General features: G+C 63.0%; 20 protein-coding genes. 10 read left to right on the plus strand and 10 right to left on the minus strand.

All coding sequences use genetic code 11. The features are described from left to right. Positions 1-22 precede the first annotated feature (22 nt). On the minus strand, positions 23-391 hold the full coding sequence (locus tag AC1Z3V_RS23090; RefSeq protein WP_483501947.1) for a hypothetical protein: 369 nt from the start codon (positions 389-391) through the stop codon (positions 23-25). Positions 392-412: 21 nt separating this feature from the next. Between AC1Z3V_RS23090 and AC1Z3V_RS23095 the strand changes: the two genes are divergently transcribed. Together AC1Z3V_RS23095 and AC1Z3V_RS23100 are read left to right on the plus strand one after the other, a co-directional pair. Beyond that, the gene (locus AC1Z3V_RS23095) at positions 413-1,906 is read left to right on the plus strand and encodes a leucyl aminopeptidase (RefSeq protein WP_483501949.1); all 1,494 of its coding nucleotides are present in this window, start codon (positions 413-415) and stop codon (positions 1,904-1,906) included. A gap of 41 nt (positions 1,907-1,947) precedes the next feature. Then, complete coding sequence (locus tag AC1Z3V_RS23100; protein WP_483501950.1) at positions 1,948-2,397, plus strand: DNA polymerase III subunit chi; 450 nt, start codon at positions 1,948-1,950, stop codon at positions 2,395-2,397. 73 nt (positions 2,398-2,470) lie between these two features. On the opposite strand, the gene AC1Z3V_RS23105 is transcribed toward AC1Z3V_RS23100, so the two are convergent. Beyond that, positions 2,471-3,397, minus strand: a complete 927-nt coding sequence (locus AC1Z3V_RS23105; protein WP_483501952.1) for a Gfo/Idh/MocA family protein — start codon at positions 3,395-3,397, stop codon at positions 2,471-2,473. 230 nt (positions 3,398-3,627) lie between these two features. Here AC1Z3V_RS23105 and AC1Z3V_RS23110 point away from each other — a divergent pair, with 230 nt between their 5' ends. Beyond that, positions 3,628-4,470 (plus strand): GNAT family N-acetyltransferase, encoded by an 843-nt coding sequence (locus AC1Z3V_RS23110; RefSeq protein WP_483501954.1) that lies wholly within the window; start codon positions 3,628-3,630, stop codon positions 4,468-4,470. A gap of 18 nt (positions 4,471-4,488) precedes the next feature. On the opposite strand, the gene AC1Z3V_RS23115 is transcribed toward AC1Z3V_RS23110, so the two are convergent. Next, a complete protein-coding gene (locus AC1Z3V_RS23115) occupies positions 4,489-6,378 on the minus strand; it encodes an ABC-F family ATP-binding cassette domain-containing protein (protein ID WP_483501956.1) in 1,890 nt (629 codons plus the stop codon). 314 nt (positions 6,379-6,692) lie between these two features. Between AC1Z3V_RS23115 and AC1Z3V_RS23120 the strand changes: the two genes are divergently transcribed. From AC1Z3V_RS23120 to AC1Z3V_RS23130, 3 genes are all read left to right on the plus strand, one after another. Then, on the plus strand, positions 6,693-6,980 hold the full coding sequence (locus tag AC1Z3V_RS23120) for a hypothetical protein (protein ID WP_483501957.1): 288 nt from the start codon (positions 6,693-6,695) through the stop codon (positions 6,978-6,980). Positions 6,981-7,125: 145 nt separating this feature from the next. Continuing rightward, entirely contained in the window at positions 7,126-7,404 is a 279-nt protein-coding gene (locus tag AC1Z3V_RS23125) for a hypothetical protein (protein WP_429808471.1), read from the plus strand. Between the two features lie 89 nt (positions 7,405-7,493). Next, entirely contained in the window at positions 7,494-7,946 is a 453-nt protein-coding gene (locus AC1Z3V_RS23130) for a MarR family winged helix-turn-helix transcriptional regulator (protein ID WP_483501959.1), read from the plus strand. Between the two features lie 11 nt (positions 7,947-7,957). Here AC1Z3V_RS23130 and AC1Z3V_RS23135 read toward each other — a convergent pair whose 3' ends face one another. Further along, the gene (locus AC1Z3V_RS23135) at positions 7,958-9,037 is read right to left on the minus strand and encodes a GGDEF domain-containing protein (RefSeq protein ID WP_483501961.1); all 1,080 of its coding nucleotides are present in this window, start codon (positions 9,035-9,037) and stop codon (positions 7,958-7,960) included. 279 nt (positions 9,038-9,316) lie between these two features. On the opposite strand from AC1Z3V_RS23135, the gene AC1Z3V_RS23140 reads away from it, so the two are divergent. After that, positions 9,317-11,917 (plus strand): AMP-binding protein, encoded by a 2,601-nt coding sequence (locus AC1Z3V_RS23140; protein ID WP_483501962.1) that lies wholly within the window; start codon positions 9,317-9,319, stop codon positions 11,915-11,917. Here the strand turns inward: AC1Z3V_RS23140 and AC1Z3V_RS23145 are convergent. Then, positions 11,903-12,412, minus strand: coding sequence for a DinB family protein (locus AC1Z3V_RS23145; protein WP_483501964.1), 510 nt, complete (start codon positions 12,410-12,412; stop codon positions 11,903-11,905). The two genes, AC1Z3V_RS23140 and AC1Z3V_RS23145, sit on opposite strands and share 15 nt — an antisense overlap. Before the next feature lie 135 nt (positions 12,413-12,547). On the opposite strand from AC1Z3V_RS23145, the gene AC1Z3V_RS23150 reads away from it, so the two are divergent. After that, entirely contained in the window at positions 12,548-13,237 is a 690-nt protein-coding gene (locus AC1Z3V_RS23150) for a glutathione S-transferase family protein (RefSeq protein ID WP_483501966.1), read from the plus strand. Between the two features lie 102 nt (positions 13,238-13,339). Further along, complete coding sequence (ndk, locus tag AC1Z3V_RS23155; RefSeq protein ID WP_153441477.1) at positions 13,340-13,762, plus strand: nucleoside-diphosphate kinase; 423 nt, start codon at positions 13,340-13,342, stop codon at positions 13,760-13,762. An 89-nt stretch (positions 13,763-13,851) separates the two neighbouring features. Here ndk and AC1Z3V_RS23160 read toward each other — a convergent pair whose 3' ends face one another. Together AC1Z3V_RS23160 and AC1Z3V_RS23165 are read right to left on the minus strand one after the other, a co-directional pair. Next, the gene (locus AC1Z3V_RS23160; protein WP_483501968.1) at positions 13,852-14,352 is read right to left on the minus strand and encodes a hypothetical protein; all 501 of its coding nucleotides are present in this window, start codon (positions 14,350-14,352) and stop codon (positions 13,852-13,854) included. A 5-nt stretch (positions 14,353-14,357) separates the two neighbouring features. Continuing rightward, positions 14,358-14,918 carry a CGNR zinc finger domain-containing protein gene (locus tag AC1Z3V_RS23165; protein ID WP_483501970.1) on the minus strand — a complete coding sequence of 187 codons (561 nt, stop codon included), beginning with the start codon at positions 14,916-14,918 and terminating at the stop codon, positions 14,358-14,360. A 67-nt stretch (positions 14,919-14,985) separates the two neighbouring features. Here AC1Z3V_RS23165 and AC1Z3V_RS23170 point away from each other — a divergent pair, with 67 nt between their 5' ends. Continuing rightward, positions 14,986-15,882: a branched-chain amino acid ABC transporter permease gene (locus tag AC1Z3V_RS23170; RefSeq protein WP_483501972.1), complete on the plus strand. Its 897-nt coding sequence runs from the start codon at positions 14,986-14,988 to the stop codon at positions 15,880-15,882. A 39-nt stretch (positions 15,883-15,921) separates the two neighbouring features. On the opposite strand, the gene AC1Z3V_RS23175 is transcribed toward AC1Z3V_RS23170, so the two are convergent. From AC1Z3V_RS23175 to pgsA, 3 genes are read right to left on the minus strand one after another with little or no spacing between them, the layout of a single operon-like run. Further along, on the minus strand, positions 15,922-16,389 hold the full coding sequence (locus AC1Z3V_RS23175; protein ID WP_429808494.1) for a molybdenum cofactor biosynthesis protein MoaE: 468 nt from the start codon (positions 16,387-16,389) through the stop codon (positions 15,922-15,924). 4 nt (positions 16,390-16,393) lie between these two features. Continuing rightward, positions 16,394-16,654: a molybdopterin converting factor subunit 1 gene (gene moaD, locus AC1Z3V_RS23180; protein ID WP_173516085.1), complete on the minus strand. Its 261-nt coding sequence runs from the start codon at positions 16,652-16,654 to the stop codon at positions 16,394-16,396. Beyond that, entirely contained in the window at positions 16,651-17,238 is a 588-nt protein-coding gene (gene pgsA / locus AC1Z3V_RS23185) for a CDP-diacylglycerol--glycerol-3-phosphate 3-phosphatidyltransferase (protein WP_429808499.1), read from the minus strand. Before pgsA ends, moaD begins: the two co-directional genes overlap by 4 nt. Between the last annotated feature and the right edge of the window lie 69 nt (positions 17,239-17,307).

A 17,307-nucleotide genomic window follows, 5' to 3' on the forward strand; every position in this document is an offset into this window, starting at 1 on the left:
CGTGTCCGGTCCAAAATCCTGCTCATGTTTCTGTTCCGGCGGCGGCATCGGGCCGGGCTTTGCCCGGGTCCAAGCCGAAGCCTGATTCCTGCCTGCTATTCGCGTCGCTCAAATTCTGAAGCAACAGGGATAATTTAAGGCGAAGAACCTCGGTTAACCGCATGTAAACATCCGGGGGCATCTTGCCAAGCGGTTGAAAAGCGAGAAGGGTGCCGGCCACAGCTTTGACGGTGGCGAATGTTGCGAATATTTTCCACTGTAACCGCCCGGTAACAGGGCGGATCGCCACAAGCCTCGCCGTGTCATCCCAGCGCGTCGCGGCCACCATCACCTTGCCCTGGCGCCGGCTCTCGGAAGCTTCTTTCGATTCTCCGGATGCGCGCAGAGACAAGAAAGTAGCCGGAGTTTTTCAATGCCGATGAAGTTCGAGTTCACCTTTGCCAAGTCCCACCGGCCGAGCGGCGGTGTCGCCGTGCTCCTCAAGACGTCGGGCGGCGGAGCTGCAGCCGGCGCCGATGTCGCCGATCCGGAAGACGTCGTGACGAAGGCGGCGAAGGTGAAGAAGTTCACTGCAAAGGCGTTCTCCAGCCTCGATATCGTCGCGCCGCATGGCTCGCCTGCAGACCGAATCATCGTGCTCGGGCTTGGAGAAGCGGATGCGCTTACGGAACACGATTGGCTGAAGGCCGGCGGTGCCGTTGCCGCGAAGCTCGGTTCGGCCGACAAGGTGACCGTCTTCATCGACGCGCCCGAGGTTGACGTGACCGGCAAGGCGGCCGCCGATTTCGCGCTCGGCATGGAGATGAACGCCTACAGATTCGATGGCTACAAGACCAAGAAAGCCGACGACGATGCCAAGTTCTCCGGCAAGCCGGCCAAGGTAACGATCGTCACCGGCACCGTTATCGCCGCGAAGAAGGCCTTCGCCACCGCGCAGGCGGTTGCCGAGGGCGTCTTCCTGGCGCGCGATCTGGTGAACGAGCCGGCGAACGTGTTGGGCCCGGTCGAGTTTGCCGCCAAGGCAAAGGATCTGGAGAAGCTCGGCGTCGAGGTGGAGATTCTCACCGAAAAGGAAATGAAGAAACTCGGCATGGGCGCGCTGCTGGGTGTGGCGCAGGGGTCTACCCGCCCGCCGCGGCTCGTTGTCATGCAGTGGAAGGGCGGCAAGGCCAAGGAGCGTCCGCTCGCCTTCGTCGGCAAGGGCGTCGTCTTCGACAGCGGTGGCATCTCGATCAAGCCGGCCGCCGGCATGGAGGAGATGAAGGGTGACATGGGCGGCGCCGCCGCCGTCATCGGCCTCATGCATGTGCTCGCTGCGCGCGAAGCGAAGGTCAACGCCATCGGCATCATCGGCCTTGTGGAAAACATGCCCGACGGCAGCGCACAGCGCCCCGGCGACATCGTGACCTCGATGTCCGGCCAGACGATCGAGGTGATCAACACCGATGCCGAAGGCCGCCTCGTGCTGTGCGATGCGCTGTGGTACTGCAACGACCGCTTCAAGCCGCAGGCGATCATCGATCTCGCGACCTTGACCGGCGCCATCATGGTCGCGCTCGCAACCCACCACGCCGGCCTGTTCTCGAACGACGACCGCCTGGCCGGTCAGTTGCTCGCCGCCGGCATCGCGACGCAGGAACGCCTGTGGCGCATGCCGCTCGGCAAGGAATACGACAAGATGATCGACAGCAAGTTCGCCGACATGAAGAACACCGGCGGCCGGCACGGCGGTGCGGTAACGGCGGCGCAGTTCCTGAAGCGTTTCGTCAAGGATACGCCTTGGGCGCATCTCGATATCGCCGGCACCGCCATGGGCGCGCCGACGGACGAGGTCAACCAGTCCTGGGGCTCGGGATTCGGTGTCCGGCTGCTCGATGAACTGGTGCGGGCGAGCTACGAATCCTGACCGGCCGCGACGGACGTGACGAAAGGCGGGAAGCAATCGGGATGACCGAAATCCTGTTCTATCACCTGACGGAATCGAAACTCGAAGACGCGTTGCCGCCGTTGCTCGACAAGAGCGTCGAGCGCGGCTGGCGGGTGGCTGTGCAGACGATCGATGCCGAGCGGCGCGACGCGCTCGACACGCATCTGTGGGTCTATCGCGACGAAAGCTTCCTGCCGCATGGCACGGATGCCGGCGACTTCGCCGCAGATCAGCCGGTCTTGCTGGTGGCCGACGAAGGCAATGCGAATGCCGCGACGGTTCGCTTCGTCATTGACGGCGCCAGCCCGCCTGATGTTTCGACCTACGAGCGCGTCGTCTTCATGTTCGATGGTTACGACCAGGATCAGCTCGAGGGTGCGCGCGCCCATTGGAAGCGGTTGAAGGGGGAGGGGCACAACCTCACCTACTGGCAGCAGAACCGCGACGGCCGCTGGGAAAAGAAGGCTTGAGTTTACAACGCATTGCGACGAGAAAGCCCGCGGCCGATGCCGCGGGCTTCGTGTTTCTGCCGTGCTCAGAAGTTCAATCGTGGAACGCTTCGACGAACTTGCGCTTGCCGAGCATGAAGGCATCGGCGACATGGCGCAGCGGCGCCAGATCGACATCCGACGTCCCGGCTTTGACGATCTCGGCGAAGCGCCGATAGAGCATCGGGTATTCCTGTTCGGGCTCCTGGTGCACGAGCTTGCCATCGATGGCGAGCTTGGCGCCGCCTTCGGACAGCACCATCTCGCCTGCCGCGGTCCGGGCGACGATGTCCCAGCTCTGCTTGCCGGTCTGGCGCCAGTCGAATTCGGCGGAAACCGGCAGTTTCTTCCCATCCGTGAAGCTGATGTTGGCGGCAATCGGCGCGTCGCGATTCTCGGGGAATTCGAGCACGGCCGAGGTCACGAACAGCGGCCGCGGCAGGATGTGGGTGACGATCGAAAGTGCATTGATGCCCGGGTCGAACACGCCGAGACCGCCCGCCGCCCAGATCCATTCCTGATTCGGGTGCCAGTGGCGCACGTCTTCCTTCCAGATGACCTGGACATCATTGATCGTCGTAGTCGCCAGAAAGGACTTTGCCGCTTCCACGGCCGGTGCGTAGCGGGAGTGCCAGCTGGCAAACAGCGACAGCCCCTTCGATGCCGCCAGCGCTTCGAGGTCCGCGACTTCGCTAAGGGTGGCGCCCGGCGGCTTTTCCAGGAACACGTGCTTGCCGGCGTCGAGCGCCGTGCGGGCCGCCTCGTAGCGATACTGCGGCGGCATGCAGAGCGACACGGCCTCGATCGCAGGCACGGCTTCGAGCATCGCCTCGATCGATTTGAAATTGTCGATGCCGTCGACCGTGCCATGCCGGCTGGCCGCGGCGATCAGGTGATAGTCGCCGTTTCTGGCGATCGCCGGCAGATGCTGGTCGCGAACGATCTTGCCGACGCCGACAAGCGCAATTTTGATGGGGGCCATTGGTGTTCCGCTCGATTTGTATGACTTATTGTCGGCTCTTGTAGCAGATTGCGCAAAGGGGGCAAGCGCCGCCGGTCTGCCGCCAACATATGCCATCAATGTCGTGGAAATCGACAGACGATCATTCCCTCTGAACGCCATCGCTCTAGCTCTACCACCGGACGTGCCGTGTCGTCTCGCCAGCGGGGGCGGGTCAACAGGGTGATCTGACCGCCCGAAGAGGAGTGAACATGCAGTTGCAAATCCGTCGCGCAAGCCGTGCCGAACTCGATGTCATGATCGAATGGGCCGCGGAGGAAGGTTGGAATCCCGGCCTCGGCGACGCAGGCCCGTTCTGGACGGCCGACCCGGACGGTTACTGGATCGCGGATGGAGAGGAAGGACCCGTCGGAGCCATTTCACTGGTGCGATACAACCAAAGCTATGGCTTTCTCGGCTTCTTCATCACGCGGCCGGACTTTCGCGGCCAGGGCATCGGCCGCCAATTGTGGCAGCAGGCGATGTCGTCCGCCGATGGGCGCATCGTCGGCCTCGACGGCGTGGTCGCCCAGCAGAAGAATTATCGCCGATCCGGCTTCGCTTACGCTCATGCGAACATCCGCTATGGCGGTGTCATCGATGTCGTCGAGCCGCCGGGTGCCGATCTCCTGGAGGTCGCGCCGGTTCATATGTCGCTCCTCACCGAATATGACCGCCGCTTCGTCCCGGCCCGTCGCGAGGCATTCCTTCGGGAATGGTTGAAGTCGAGTGATGGACGGCGCAGTGTCTTGCTGCTGCGCGATGGGGCGGTCGCCGCCTGCGGGACGATTCGTGCCTGCCGCAACGGCTTCAAGATCGGACCGCTCTTCTCCGACACGGAGACCGGCGCCGATCTGGTGTTTCGCAAGCTCGCCTCCGGCGTCAACGGCAGCGAGGTCTATCTCGATATCCCCGAACCGAACGCCTCGGCCAAGGCGCTTTGCGATCGCTACAATCTGCGGCCGGTGTTCGAAACGGCGCGCATGTATCGCGGACCAGACCCCGGCCTGCCGCTTGCCCGGATCTACGGCATCACCACGTTTGAGCTGGGATGAGCGATCGGTTGGCCTGTGTCAGCCGGCCATCGCCTCTTCGTATTCGGCGGAAAGCTCAAGCCATTGCTCTTCGGCGTGAACGAGTTTCGCTGCCGCGTCGGCGCGTTCCTTGGCCTTCTGTGCAGCTTTCGCAGGCGACTTTTCGTAGAGCGCCGGATCGGCCAGTTCCACATCAAGTGCCTGAATCAGTTTCTCCAGCTTTCCGGTCAAGGATTCGATTTCATTGATCTTCTTGCGAAGCGGCGCAAGCGAGGCGCGCTTGTCGGCATTGGCCTTGCGCTGGTCCGCCTTCGAAACGCTGTCTTCGGTGCTCGCCGGCTTGGCCCTCTCGTCCTTCACCTTGGGGCCGCCGACGATCTGGCTGCGATAATCCTCGAGGTCGCCGTCATAGCTCGTCACGGTTCCATCGCGCACCAGCCACAGCCGATCGGCGGTCGCCTCGATCAGGTGTCGATCATGCGAGATCAGGATCACGGCGCCGGAATAGTCGTTGAGTGCGGTGATCAGCGCGTTGCGGCTGTCGATGTCGAGGTGGTTGGTCGGCTCGTCGAGAATCAGCAGGTTCGGCGCGTCGAAGGCGGCAAGGCCCATCAGCAGCCGCGCCTTTTCGCCGCCGGAGAGATCCTTGGCGGGCGTTTCCATCTTTTCTGTCGCAAGTCCCATCTGCGCCACGCGCGAGCGCACCTTGGCTTCCGGCGCGTCCGGCATGCGCCGACGCACATGCTCCACGGCGCTCTGGCCCGGGATGAGGTCGTCCAACTGGTGCTGGGCGAAGAAGCCGACCTTGAGGTTCGGCGCGATCTTCAATTCGCCCGCTTCAGGCGCCAGCCGACCGGAGATGAATTTGGCGAAGGTGGACTTGCCGTTGCCGTTGGAGCCAAGCAGCGCGATGCGGTCGTCGGTATCGATCCTGAGGTTCAGCCGCTTGAGGATCGGCTTGCCGGGCTCGTAGCCGACGGCGCCGCCGGTCACGGCGATGATCGGCGATGCCGCTTCCTTCTCCGGATCCGGGAAGGAGAAACCCTGGACATGGTCCTCGATGACGGCGGCCACCGTTCCCATGCGCTCCAGCGCCTTGATGCGGCTCTGCGCCTGGCGGGCCTTCGTCGCCTTGGCGCGGAACCGGTCGATGAAGCTCTGCAGATGCTTGCGGGCGGCGTCGTTTTTCGCCTTCGCCTTCATCTGCAATTCATCGGCCTCGGCCTTCTGCCGTTCGAACTGGTCGTAGGAGCCGCGATAGAAAGTGAGCTTCTTCTGATCGAGGTGCACGATGGCGTTGACTGCGGTGTTCAGGAGATCGCGGTCGTGGCTGATGATGATGACCGTATGCGGATAGCGGCGGACATAGTCCTCCAGCCAGAGCGTGCCTTCGAGGTCGAGGTAGTTGGTCGGCTCGTCGAGCAGCAGCAGGTCGGGCTCGGAGAAAAGCACCGCGGCCAGGGCCACGCGCATCCGCCAGCCGCCGGAGAAGGACGATGCCGGCCGCTGCTGCGTCTCGTGGTCGAAGCCGAGGCCGGCGAGGATGCTGGCCGCCCGCGACTCGGCCGAGTGGGCGCCGATATCGGCAAGCCGCGTCTGGATCTCGGCGATGCGGTGCGGGTCGGTCGCAGTCTCCGCTTCGGCGATCAGCGCCGAGCGCTCCTTGTCTGCCTTGAGCACGATCTCGATCAGCGGCTCCTCGGTGCCGGGCGCTTCCTGCGCCACCTGGCCGATACGGGCATTCTTGGGCAACGAGATGCTGCCGGCTTCGGAGGCAAAGTCGCCGGTGATGATGCGAAACAGCGTCGATTTGCCGGCACCGTTTCGGCCCACGAGCCCTGCCTTCGTGCCCGCCGGAAGCGTCACGGATGCATTTTCGATGAGGAGACGTCCCGCGATGCGGGCGGAAAGGCCGGAAATCTGGATCATTGCGGCCTTTTGCCCGGACTTGGCCGGGAAGGCAAGAGGCGCGGCTATGCTGCGTTTTCCTGCGATGGCGGTCCGGGATTTCAAGAGGTCATTGTTATCGATTTTTGAACAACGCGTTCCGCCAATCGATACTACACATCCTCATCGTGAGGGACCATCTCAATGATCGGAAGGGCAGGGACCGCTCTTCTGACCGCCTCGATCGACTGAACGCCATCGGCAAGGGCCCCGCGTTCCGAGGGACGACCGATCCGGCCACGGACATTTTAGATGAAACCTCGTTCGACCGAACGAGCCTCCCAGGAGTGAAGATCATGAAAACCGCAATCCAGACCGCTCTTTCCGCCGCTCTCGTTGCAGCCGCCATCCTCGGTGGCGCCTCCGCTGCCTTGGCCGGCGGCAGCTACTACGAAGGCGTCAGCCCGACGCCGCTCTATACCGAGCGCACGCCTGCCGTTACCGGCAAGTCGTCCTTTACCATCGGCAATTCTGAAGCCGGCTATGTCGACCGCACCAACACCGGTTCGGTGGTGAGCTATGGCGTTGCGCCGAAGAGCGTGCAGGGTGGCGAAGGCGAATATTATCAGGGCATCTCGCGCTGACCACGATGAAGAGGGGGGTGCGGGTTTCTGCCCGCACCCTTTTTCGAGGGATTTGATTGATCACCGCCGTGATCTTATGAAGCGGCCTCCCAAGCGCCCGAACGGGGTTAGCCCCGACTGTCCATCTCCACCAAGGAACAGATTTATGAAGAAGTCCATTGCCGCGATCCTCGTTGCGGCCGCCATGCTTGGCGGCGCGTCGGCCGCTGTGGCCGGCGGCAGCTACTATGAGGGCGTGAGCTCCACGCCGCTGTTTACCGGCCGCGCCGAGGCTTCCGCCGGCACCGGCGTCTCTGCGAGCACGACCAGCCGCGGCGACTACTACGCAGGTATCGAAGACCGATCCGTCGATGCGACGGCAACCGGTGCGATCGCCAGCAGCGGCGCCAAGGCTTTCGGCCGGACAGACGAAAACAAACAGTAAGTCACGCCAAACGGTTGACCGAACAGCCCGGTCCCGCCACGCGGGACCGGGCTGTTGCGTTTTGGCGTTGCCAAAAGAGGTACATTGCCATGACAGAAAAAGTCGAGGTCGCCGAGCGGCTCTTCGATCTCTATCACTGCGTTCATCGCCTGGTGAACGCGTCGATGTCGGAGGAAGGCGTTTCGCTCGCGCGCAGCAAATTCCTGTTCTATCTCAACACGCTCGGACCCCGTCGCTGTGCGGATATCGCCTCCGCACTCGGCTTTGCAGCGAGAACCGTCACCGAAGCGATCGACGGACTGGAACGGGACGGCATGGTCGTCCGTGAAGCAGATCCGGAGGACCGCCGCGCGAAGATCATCTCGATTACCGATCGCGGCCGACTGGCACTGGAAGCGGCGCTGCAGCCACGTCATCGCACGATCGACGAACTGTTCTCGGCGCTCGACGATTGCGAGCGCACCGAGCTCTTCCGCCTGCTCGGCTGTCTTCGGGAGAAGGCGACGGAGATTGACGAGAACCGCCAGCCGGTCGCCGCCTGACGTGTGAGCACCTAAGCGGCGTTCTGACTGTAGATCTTGCCGCGGTCGCGGCCGAGTGTCGCCGAATAGCCGAGGATGCCGGCGCCATCGCGCGCTCCGGCGAGTGCGATCTCCGCCTGGATCAGGAGATCGGAGGTCGTCGATGCCGGCTGCGCGATGGTGATGCCCGCCGCAAGCGAGAGCGTCTCGGTGGTGTGCACGCGCCCGGGAAGGGTGACCTTCATTGCCTCTACGGATTGCAGGAGGCGCCGCGCAATGGCCTCGGCGTTTTCGGCGCTGACGTCCCGGCAGACAAAGGCGAAGTCCTGCTGGCCCACGCGGGCAACGAAGTCGTTTTTCTTGATCGACTTGCGAAACAGCGCCGACAGTTTGCCAAGCGCTTTGGCCGCAACCGTGCCGCCATGGTGCTCGGCTATCTCGCGAAGCCCTTCCACGGAGACGAGAAGCAGGGCGACCGGTTGGTCGATCCGCTCCGTTTCGAGAATGGAGTCGAGCTTCGCTGAAAGTGCCAGCCGATTCGGCAGGCCGGTGGCAGGGTCACGGGTGAGTGACCGACGGCTTTCGGCCAGATCGCCGTCAAGTTCGACGAAGCGTTGTGCGCCGTTTTCCAGGAGGTGCTGCAGAGCGCTCTCTTCGTTCATCAATCGACCCGCCGCTTCTCGCAGCCGTATGGCAGCGTCGGCGAACTCCGTAAGGCGGGCGACGGGATCTTCTGCAAGACGACCGGCGAAATGATCGAGTTCGTTCTTGAACGCTTGTTTCTGCGCCAGCGCAAGCTTGAGCTTGCTGGCCATGTCGGCGAGGGCTTCCTGGGCCTCGGCTCTCGCCCGGTTCGCGGCGAGGGAAGCGTGGGAGACGAGGCGATGCTTGAGGCCCAGCCCGTCCAGCGAGTCCTGTTGTGGGTTGTGCCCGAGCGCGCCAAGCTCCCGGGAAAGCTGCGGCAAACGCCCGGACAGTGCTTCGTAGAAAAGCTCGTAATTGCGGGGCAGGGCAGCAATGCGATGCGCGGACATCGCGTGGGCCACCTTCAGAATGATCGCTGCCTGCCTCGCCTGCGATCGGCTGGCGTCCGCCGGAACTTGCCTGGTCATTCTGTCGGTCCTCAATGTCTGTCGGATGCTGATGTCCGGATCGAGGAACACTATGGAAGGGCTGCATTTAAGGGAGTCTGAAGATTTTGGGTCACTGCTCGTTCCCGCCCGGTATGGTTGCTGAATTCCATCTGCTCGCGACGCGGCGCAACCGGGAATCGCATGCCAGCTGACAGCCGTCAGCTCGGCAAACTTTATACTTGACGCCTTTAGTCACCAATTATATTCGGCGCTGCTAAATCGGGCATCGGAGCCCGCGGACAACAGCGACGGTCAAGGATGTCCCTCTCGTTCATTGCGGATCTGGCGAAATGGGGTGACCGCGCGGCGCTGGTCTTTTCCGGGCAACGGATAGTCACCTATCGGGAACTCGGCGAACGGGTTGCCCGCCAGGCGCTCGCCTTCGGCGGTTCACGCGGACTGGTGGCGATCGAGTCCGAACTTTCCGAACATGCGATCATCGCTTACCTGGCGGCACTGACTGCGGGACATGCTGTGGCCATGCAGGCTCCGAAGTCCGGCGCTGCCGGATCCTGGGTCGATGCCTTCGAGCCCGACTACGGCTTTCGCCGGATCGATGGCCGCTGGCGCACGGAGTATGTGCGGCAGGACGGCAGGGCGCCGCATCCCGAGCTGGCGGTGATGCTCTCCACCTCCGGCAGCACCGGTTGCGGCAAGGCCGTCCGCTTGTCCCGGGAAAACATCGCGGCAAATGCCGCTTCCATCGCAGAATATCTCGGCCTGACGGCGGATGATCGCGGTTGCCTCATCCTGCCGCTTCACTATTCCTATGGTCTGTCGGTGCTGAACTCTCACCTGGCGGTTGGAGCAAGCCTCTATATTCCCGGCGGATCGATCCTCGATGCCGGCTTCCTCGATGGTCTCGCCGCAAGCGACAGCACAAACCTTGCGGGCGTGCCCTATTCCTACGAATTGCTGGAGAAGGTGGGCTTCCGCGAACGGCGGTTCCCGCATTTGCGCTTCATGACCGTTGCCGGCGGTCGGTTGAGCCCGGAGATCATACGTCTCTATCACGACCACCTTCGCGCCCAAGGCGCATCGTTCTTTGCGATGTACGGCCAGACGGAAGCCACCGCGCGCATAGCCTTCGTGCCGCCGGCGGCACTTGCCGGCAATGAGGAGAGGATCGGCATAGCCATCCCCGGCGGTCACCTCTCGATCGAAAACGAGAACGGAGCGCCGATCGAAAGTCACGGCGTGACTGGCGAACTCGTCTATCGCGGCCCGAATGTAATGATGGGGTATGCCACATCGCGCAAAGATCTTTGTCGCGGCGCCGAGCTTACCGAACTGCGCACCGGTGACCTCGCGATGCGCCATGCCGATGGCCTGTTCCAGATCGTCGGCCGCATGAAGCGGATTTCCAAGATTGCCGGCCTCAGGATCGCTCACGATGGGCTGGAAGCGGCGCTCGAAAGGCGCGGCATCGTAGCAGCCGTAGTCGGCGACGATGCCGGCCTTCATGCTTTCTATGCCGGCGGTCGTGATGCCGAGGAGATCAGACGGTTCCTCGCGCAAGCGAGCGGGCTGACGCTCGCGCATCTCAAGGCCACGCCCCTTGCCGAAATGCCGCGGCTTTCCAGCGGCAAGGTCGACTTTAACGCGCTCAACATGGCGGCCCGCCAGGCGGCGGCGACTGTCGACGACGACAGCGGCGGCATCGAAGAGCTTTTTGCGCAGGTCTTCTATCCGAAGAGGGTGAAGCGCTCCGACAGTTTTGTGTCGCTGGGCGGCGATTCCCTGCGTTTCGTTCAGCTCTCGATCGGTCTGGAAAAGGCGCTGGGGCAAGTTCCCGATGCCTGGGAGATCTTGTCGATCGCCGAGTTGTCGGCGCAGGAGCGCCGTGAGACCGCCACGCGAAGGATCGGGATGGACCTGCTGATCCGGGCATTGGCGATTCTGCTCGTCGTCCTGCACCACGAATTGCTTTGGCCCATCCCCGGCGGCTCCGCAGCCATGGTCGTTCTCGCAGGCTTCAGCCTCGCCCGCTTCCAGATGGGGCCGCTTCTGGCCGGAGATGGCCCGGCCATCCTGCGTCCGCTCGCCCAGGTGCTGGTGCCTTACTATCTGATCGTCGCTGCCTATGCGGTAGCCTGGGGCGAGGTGCCCTGGGCGTCGGTCTTCCTCGTCGGCAATTTCGGTGTGGCCCTGCCGGAGGCACACGGCATGGTGCCGTATCTCTACTGGTTCATCGAAGCCTATTGCCAGATGATGCTCGTCTTCGTCGGGCTCTTCGCGATCCCGCAGTTCCGGCGCTTTGTTTCGGCGAGGCCCTTTGCCGCCGGCATGGCCCTGCTGTTTGCCGCTCTCGTCGCCAGGTTGGCCCTACCGTTGCTGTGGCCGATCGGCAATCGCCAGATCTTCACTCTGCCATGGATTTTCTATCTCGCGGTCATCGGCTGGTGCGCCGCGGTCGCCGAAACCGGCAAGCAACGCCTGCTGCTGATGTTGTCCGGCGCCGCGGCGTTCCTGTTCTTCGGTCTATACGACGGGATCTGGATCGGGACGAAGATCAAATACCTCCTGCAAGTCGCCGTCCTGGCAGCGCTGCTTTATCTGCCGCGCATCAGCCTGCCGCACTGGTCGGCGCAGATCGTCCTGCCTCTGTCGGCGGCAGGCTTCCACATCTACATCCTGCACCGCTTCGTTCCCGAACTGCTGATGCTGCCGCTGCAACCGGCGCTGCCACCGGTTGCGTTTTCGATCCTGTCGATCGTTGGCGGCATCGCGCTCGGCCTGGCCGGGTGGCTCGGCCAGCGTCAGCTTCTAAAGAAGCTTGCGGAGTGGCGGGAGCGCGAACTCCGACCGCTACGATCGCTCGGATTCGGGACGCTGCGCTTTCCGCTACGCCCATTGTGACCCGTCAGTCCTGAGGAAGTAGGCCAGGTCCAGCGTCACGGACGGCTGGCCGAGTGCGGTCAGCGTCGCATGCGCCTGTCCACGGTGATGAGTTTGATGGTTGAAGAAGTGCCCGAGCGTCGGCGCCAGCTTCTGCGTGATAACCGTCGGGTTGGTGAGTGGCGTGTAGGTGACATCGGCGCGGAAGCGTTCCTCGCTCAAGCTGTCGATCCAGGCAATGATGCGTTCGTCCTCGGCATTGCGAGCGGTGGTGAGCGCCGGCAGATCGCCATGCAGGATCGTATCGAGCGCAGTGGGGGCATCACCCTCGTGCGTAAAGCGCTTCATCCACACCCGATCGGCAACAAGGATGTGATTGAGGGTCGCCAGCAGCGAGCCGAAGAAGGCGCCGCGATTTTCCCGCAATTCGGCATCGGTCAATTCTGCCGCAGCGGCATAGATCAGGCGGTTCGCCCAGCGGTTATAGTCGGCGAACATGCGAAAGTGCTCGAGCATTGGGTATCTCCTTCAAGGGGCGGCGACGCTAACTCGAAACTGCATTTCTGTGGCTGATATCACTCATGAAATTTACTGATTTGATGACGCCGCCGATTTGTCGTTCAACGGGACGCCAACCGACCGGGAGTCTGTATGCCGAGAAAACTCTATTCGCTTTGTGGGTCCGACAGGACGCGTCCCTTCTCGCCGCATGTGTGGAAGACGAAGATGTCGCTCGCGCATAAGGGGCTCGATTTTGACGTCGTGCCGATCGGCTTCACCGAAATCCCAGGCGTCGAGGACGGGGCCACGACGCTGGTGCCGCTGTTGCGTGACGGCGAACGGCTGGTGAAGGACAGCTTCGACATCGCCCTCTATCTCGAAGAGACTTATCCGGACCGCCCGCTGCTCTTCGCCGGTAAGGGTGCGAAGGCCACCGCCCGTTTCGTGGAGGGCTGGTCGCAGACGACGCTGCATCCCGCCATCGCCCGCATCATTATCCAGGATATTCACGATAGCCTTGATCCGGTCGATCAGGCCTATTTCCGGCAAAGCCGCGAAAAGCGCTTCGGCATGTCGCTGGAAGCGGTCGCCGAAGGCGGCCCGGCTGCCCTTGCAACATTCGCCGAAAAGCTCGAGCCGCTTCGCCACATGCTGAAGTTTCAGGATTTCCTGGGTGGCGCGGAACCGCTTTTCGCCGACTATATCGTCTTCGGGGCGTTTCAGTGGGCGCGCATCGTCTCGCCGCAAAGCCTGCTTCAGCCAGGCGATCCCGTCACCGACTGGTTCGAACGTTGCCTCGACCTGCATGGCGGCCTCGGACGGACTGTAACGGCTGCATGAAACCCGCTCGGCTCGAGCCGAATCATCGGCGGGCCCCCTTGTTTTGCGCGGGATTGGCGGCTAATGAACCGCCACTTCTCAAGAAACAAGGGATTTGAGCCAATGGCTATTGAACGTACCTTCTCGATGATCAAGCCGGACGCGACCAAGCGCAACCTGACCGGCGCCATCACCAAGATGCTCGAAGATGCCGGCCTGCGCGTCGTCGCCTCCAAGCGCGTCTGGATGAGCCGTCGCGAAGCCGAAGGCTTCTACGCCGTTCACAAGGAACGTCCGTTCTTCGGCGAACTGGTCGAATTCATGTCCTCCGGCCCGACGATCGTTCAGGTTCTGGAAGGCGAAAACGCAATCGCCAAGAACCGCGAAGTCATGGGCGCCACCAACCCGGCGAACGCTGCCGAAGGCACCATCCGCAAGGTTCACGCCCTGTCGATCGGCGAAAACTCGGTTCACGGCTCGGATGCCCCGGAAACCGCTGCCGAAGAAATCGCCTACTGGTTCTCGGGCACCGAGATCGTTGGCTGATTCAAAATCTCCAGTTTGAGCCGCAACGGCTTGAATTGACTCGGATTTGAGCCGGAGCGGAAACGCTCCGGCTTTTTGTTGCCGGTCGCTTACACCGGGCATTTCGCGGTCTCGAAATGCGCCGGCGCCTTGCCGCCGCGGAAAACCTCCGGGTTCTTGTCATAGGCCGGGCCTTCGACCAGGGCCTTGGCCGGCATGATGTCCTGATCGACGTCGGACGTCACGGTGGTTTCGAGTTTCTGCAGCGACTGTCCCTCCGGCCCTTTGACCTCGATCGTCACCGCATAGGGACGGTCCTTCTTCACGCAGGTCACGTCGGGACTTTCCAGCACCACCTTCTCCAGCTTCGGGAAGAGCTTGCGTTCCAACGTCAGCGCGTCGCCGCCAGCCGGGTTTTCGAAGCGCGCGACCACGATGCTGCCATCCGGGACCGGCTCGGTCTTCGAGAGCGTCACCATGTAGGTCGCATAGGCGAGGCGATAGTTGAAGACGAACATCTTGCCCGTCAGCTTCAGCGGATCCGGTCCGGTCTCGCGCTGACAGCCGGTGGTGGCGAGTGTGACGGCAAGTGCCGCCAAGATCCCGGTCATCCTTGTCATAGGCCTGCTTCTTCCCTGTTGCGATGGTAGTGGCGCTTGGCCTTGTTGCGATTGCCGCAGACCGCCATGTCGCACCAGGTCCGGCTGCGGTTGCGGCTGCGGTCGAGAAACAGCCAGCCGCAATTCGGGCAGATCTTCAGCCGGTCGGGCTCGGGGTTGGCGGCAAGGCTGAGCGCCGAATGCGCGGTTGCGGTGTCGAGCGGAAGCGCGCCGCCATGCGGAACGGAACCGCGCAGAACCACCGCGATTGCCTCCAGCAAGTCGGCCAGGAACTCCGGCCGGCCACTGTTCGATATCTCCGCGCGAAAGTGTCGATCGGTTGCCTCGCGCAGCCGCAGCAGCCCGACGCGGTTTTCGGCCGCGACCGGCGCCAGCGGGCCGAAGCGGGTGTTCTCCGCTCCGAAACGGTTGGCAGCTTCCGCAAAGGAATCGATCGCTGCAACGTCGGCGAAACGGTCGATCCGGCGCTCGGGATCGAAGCGCAGGACGATGGAATTGGCCACGTCCAGCGCCAAGGCGCCGCCGGCAAAACGATGGGCTGTCCAGGTGAAGGTCATGCGAAAATCCTAACTGGCAAAAATGATTTTACCAGTTATATTGATCTTGTCACGCTCCGGATGCGCCATGCTCTATTTTCTGCAGCAGCTCGCCAATGCCGTCCCTGTCGCCGCGCTTTATGCGGCGCTGGCCTTTGGCTATGCCATCGCCTTCGCCGTGACGCGCCGGGCGGATCTCACCTATGGCGCGCTCTTTGCCTTCTCGGGCCAGATGTTCGTGCTGTTTGCGGATTTCGGCTGGAACCGGCTGTGGCTGGTGCTGCCGGCCGCCCTCGGCCTCGGCGCGGCTGCGGCCTTGAGTTTCGGCCTTGGCGCCGGGCTCGTTGCCGGGCGATATGTCATGCGGCCGCTCGCCTTTTCGTCAGCCAACACCGTCGTGGTGGCCTCGCTCGGCTGCCTGCTGGTCCTGATGGAAACGGCGCGGCTCGCCTCCGAGACGCGCAGCCTTTGGCTGCCGCCGTTCCTGAACGGCAACATCGTCTTCTGGGACGATCCGCGCTTTCCAGTGACGCTGACGGTCATCCAGCTCGGCAACATCGTGCTCATGGCCGCGGTCGTGGCAGCCGGACACTGGTATCTCACGCATTCACGGGCTGGGCGGTTCTGGCGCGCAGTATCGGAGGATCGGGGCGCTGCGGCGCTCTGTGGCGTCGATGCCGCGACTGTTTACATCGTCGCCTATGGCGCGGCGTCGCTGATCGCTGCCTTCTGCGGCATTCTCGCTGCGTCCTACTACGGCAACATGGATTTCGGCACGGGGCTCACTTTCGGCGTCAAGGTGCTGTTCATCGCCGCGATCGGTGGCCAGGCCTCGCCGCTCTACGCCGCACTCGGTGCCGCCGGGGTCGGCCTGCTGGAAACGCTGTGGAGCGCCTATGGTCCGATCCTGTGGCGCGACTTTGCGATCTTCGGTTTTCTCGTGCTCGTGCTCGCGGTGACGCGCAAGGAGAAGATCATTCCTTGACTGGTGGATGGGCCACGGGTGTTCCGTGCCAGCGCAGCGTTATTTCGTCGACCAGCGCTCCCGCGCCGTGTCGTCGGCATCCTTGGCGCTGACCCAGCCGCCGCTGGTCCCGTCGCCAAGGTGCTCCTTCTTCCAGAAGGGCGCAGAAGTCTTCAGGAAATCCATGATGAAGTTGGCGCCGTCGAAGGCAGCCTGCCGGTGCCGCGAGGCGGTGACCACCAGCACGATGTTTTCGCCGGGCCTGATCTTGCCGTAGCGGTGGATGGCGGTCGCGGCCTGCAGCGAGAAACGCTCGGCCGCCTCGCGGCAGATGCGTTCGATTTCCGCCTCGGCCATGCCCGGATAATGTTCGAGCTCGAGGGCGGCAAGCGTGCCCGCTTCATCGCGGCAAAGCCCGGAAAAGGTGACGACGGCACCGATATCGGCCCGTCCCGCCGAAAGTTTCGCGACCTCGCCATTGAGATCGAAGTCCTCGCGCTGAACGCGCACGGTCACCGGCGCGCTCATTGCCTCAACCACCCGTCATCGGCGGAAACAGGGCGATCTCCCGGGCGCCGGCGATCGGCTCGCGATGGTCGACATGTTCCTGATTGATGGCCGCGCGGATGACGTTTTCATGTTCGAGCGCCGCCTCGTACTCCTCGCCGAGCGTCTTCAGATGCGTGAGCAGGTCGGCAATGGTGACGACGCCGGCGGGAACGTCCAGCGTCTCTTCGCCCTTGCCGATGCGCTCCCGCACCCAGGAGAAATAGACGAGATTGACGGTGCTCATTCGTTGACCACGTGCTTGAGGCCGGCGCGGAAATAATCATAGCCCGTGTAGAGCGTAATCCCGGCGGCGATCCACAGGAGCACGATACCCGCTTCCGTCGTATAGGGCAAAATCTTGTCGCCGGCGGGACCTGCCAGCAGGAAGGCGATGGCGACCATCTGGATCGTCGTCTTCCACTTGGCGATGCGCGTCACCGGAACGCTGACCTTCAGCGCAGCCAGATATTCGCGCAGGCCGGACACCAGGATTTCGCGGCAGAGAATGATGATCGCGGCCCAGATCGACCAGCCGGCAATCGTCTGATCGGCGGCGACGAGAAGCAGGATCGACGCGACCAGGAGCTTGTCCGCAATCGGGTCGAGCATGCGGCCGATGTTCGACGTCTGGTTCCAGATGCGGGCGAGATAGCCGTCGAAGAAATCGGTGATCGATGCAACGATAAAGAGCGTGACCGCCGTCCAGCGTGCGAAATCCGAACTGTGCAGCCGACCCTCGACGAAGAAGCAAAGGACGATCAACGGCACGATCAGGATTCGGAAATAGGTGAGCAGGTTCGGGATGCTGTAGGCGACAGGCTTGGCCATGGATTCGTGTTCTCTGGTTCGTCAGGTACAGAATGACTTTGCTGGCCGGAGGTCAACAGGTCATCGTCG

This window comes from Ensifer sp. 38_S197 (assembly GCF_056924495.1).

Coding starts and splice junctions, on each gene's coding strand:
- AC1Z3V_RS23095 (WP_483501949.1), top strand. CDS start 413: ATGCCGATGAAGTTCGAGTTCACCTTTGCCAAGTCCCACCGGCCGAGC.
- AC1Z3V_RS23100 (WP_483501950.1), top strand. CDS start 1,948: ATGACCGAAATCCTGTTCTATCACCTGACGGAATCGAAACTCGAAGAC.
- AC1Z3V_RS23105 (WP_483501952.1), bottom strand. CDS start 3,397: ATGGCCCCCATCAAAATTGCGCTTGTCGGCGTCGGCAAGATCGTTCGC.
- AC1Z3V_RS23110 (WP_483501954.1), top strand. CDS start 3,628: ATGCAGTTGCAAATCCGTCGCGCAAGCCGTGCCGAACTCGATGTCATG.
- AC1Z3V_RS23115 (WP_483501956.1), bottom strand. CDS start 6,378: ATGATCCAGATTTCCGGCCTTTCCGCCCGCATCGCGGGACGTCTCCTC.
- AC1Z3V_RS23120 (WP_483501957.1), top strand. CDS start 6,693: ATGAAAACCGCAATCCAGACCGCTCTTTCCGCCGCTCTCGTTGCAGCC.
- AC1Z3V_RS23125 (WP_429808471.1), top strand. CDS start 7,126: ATGAAGAAGTCCATTGCCGCGATCCTCGTTGCGGCCGCCATGCTTGGC.
- AC1Z3V_RS23130 (WP_483501959.1), top strand. CDS start 7,494: ATGACAGAAAAAGTCGAGGTCGCCGAGCGGCTCTTCGATCTCTATCAC.
- AC1Z3V_RS23135 (WP_483501961.1), bottom strand. CDS start 9,037: ATGACCAGGCAAGTTCCGGCGGACGCCAGCCGATCGCAGGCGAGGCAG.
- AC1Z3V_RS23140 (WP_483501962.1), top strand. CDS start 9,317: ATGTCCCTCTCGTTCATTGCGGATCTGGCGAAATGGGGTGACCGCGCG.
- AC1Z3V_RS23145 (WP_483501964.1), bottom strand. CDS start 12,412: ATGCTCGAGCACTTTCGCATGTTCGCCGACTATAACCGCTGGGCGAAC.
- AC1Z3V_RS23150 (WP_483501966.1), top strand. CDS start 12,548: ATGCCGAGAAAACTCTATTCGCTTTGTGGGTCCGACAGGACGCGTCCC.
- ndk (WP_153441477.1), top strand. CDS start 13,340: ATGGCTATTGAACGTACCTTCTCGATGATCAAGCCGGACGCGACCAAG.
- AC1Z3V_RS23160 (WP_483501968.1), bottom strand. CDS start 14,352: ATGACCGGGATCTTGGCGGCACTTGCCGTCACACTCGCCACCACCGGC.
- AC1Z3V_RS23165 (WP_483501970.1), bottom strand. CDS start 14,918: ATGACCTTCACCTGGACAGCCCATCGTTTTGCCGGCGGCGCCTTGGCG.
- AC1Z3V_RS23170 (WP_483501972.1), top strand. CDS start 14,986: ATGCTCTATTTTCTGCAGCAGCTCGCCAATGCCGTCCCTGTCGCCGCG.
- AC1Z3V_RS23175 (WP_429808494.1), bottom strand. CDS start 16,389: ATGAGCGCGCCGGTGACCGTGCGCGTTCAGCGCGAGGACTTCGATCTC.
- moaD (WP_173516085.1), bottom strand. CDS start 16,654: ATGAGCACCGTCAATCTCGTCTATTTCTCCTGGGTGCGGGAGCGCATC.
- pgsA (WP_429808499.1), bottom strand. CDS start 17,238: ATGGCCAAGCCTGTCGCCTACAGCATCCCGAACCTGCTCACCTATTTC.